The 1,050-nt window shown below is 62.5% G+C and carries 1 protein-coding gene; it reads left to right on the top strand.

What is annotated here, in order from left to right:
• The first annotated feature begins 63 nt into the window (after positions 1-63).
• A complete protein-coding gene (locus ACFMBG_RS24125; protein ID WP_421057173.1) occupies positions 64-996 on the top strand; it encodes an IS5 family transposase in 933 nt (310 codons plus the stop codon).
• Positions 997-1,050 lie beyond the last annotated feature (54 nt).

Raw genomic sequence — 1,050 nt, 5'->3', positions numbered from 1 at the left:
GGCTTTGTTGCACAAATCCCGTGTGGGATTCATCTCATGAATCCAGCGTGGTAGCTGGGATGCATGAGCAGACCTACACCCCTGACCTACAAGACCAGGAACTGGCCAGCCTACAATGAAGCGCTCAAGCGCCGCGGCTCGCTGACGATCTGGTTTGACCCCGAGATGAGCTGGGATGCCGCGCCGACAGGCAGGCGTGGCCGTCAGCAGACCTACAGCGATGCCGCCATCCAGACATGCCTTTCGATGAAGGTGCTGTTCGGCATGGCGCTTCGGCAGACGACAGGCTTCGTCGAAAGCCTGCTGCGGCTGGTCGGCCTGGACTGGGCGGTGCCAGACTTCAGCACCCTGTCCCGCCGCCAGAAGACCCTGGCCGTCAACATCCCCTACCGTGGCGCGAAGGGCCCGCTGCACCTGTTAATCGATAGCACCGGGATCAAGGTGGAGGGCGAAGGCGAGTGGCACGCCCGCAAGCATGGTGGTCCCAAGCGGCGCGTCTGGCGCAAGATCCACTTGGGGATTGATGAGGAAACGCTGGAGGTTCGGGCCGTAGAGATCACAGGGAACCATATCGGCGATGCGCCGGTGTTACCCGACCTGCTCAACCAGATCCCGGCGTACGAGCAGATCAGCAGTGTCACTGCCGACGGTGCCTACGACACCCGCAAATGCCACGATGCAATCGCTGACCGCGGCGCCCACGCTGTCATCCCGCCCCGCAAGAATGCCAAACCGTGGAAGACCGTCACCGTCGGCGCGGTCGCACGAAACGAAGCATTGCGGGCATCGAAATACCTCGGTCGTGCCCTCTGGCGACGATGGAGCGGATACCACCGCCGAAGCCGCGTCGAAACGAAGATGAACTGTGTGAAACTGCTGGGGCAGCGCCTCATGGCACGGGACTTCGACCGACAGGTCGCGGAGCTTCAGGTCCGTATCGCCGTTCTGAACGGCTACACCGCGCTCGGCATCCCTGTCACAGAGCCCGTGGGATAAGTCTGTCCGGGGAAAGGGGAACCCCGGCCATCAGCCAATTTGTGCAACAGAGCC

This window comes from Leisingera coralii (genome assembly GCF_049056525.1).
Lineage (GTDB): Bacteria > Pseudomonadota > Alphaproteobacteria > Rhodobacterales > Rhodobacteraceae > Leisingera > Leisingera coralii.
The sequence above is the reverse complement of the archived record's forward strand: the minus strand, read 5'-3'. Positions and strand labels throughout refer to the sequence as shown.

Bases quoted from the DNA above. Each gene is read 5' to 3' on its own strand.
- ACFMBG_RS24125 (WP_421057173.1), top strand. From the start codon at position 64: ATGAGCAGACCTACACCCCTGACCTACAAGACCAGGAACTGGCCAGCC.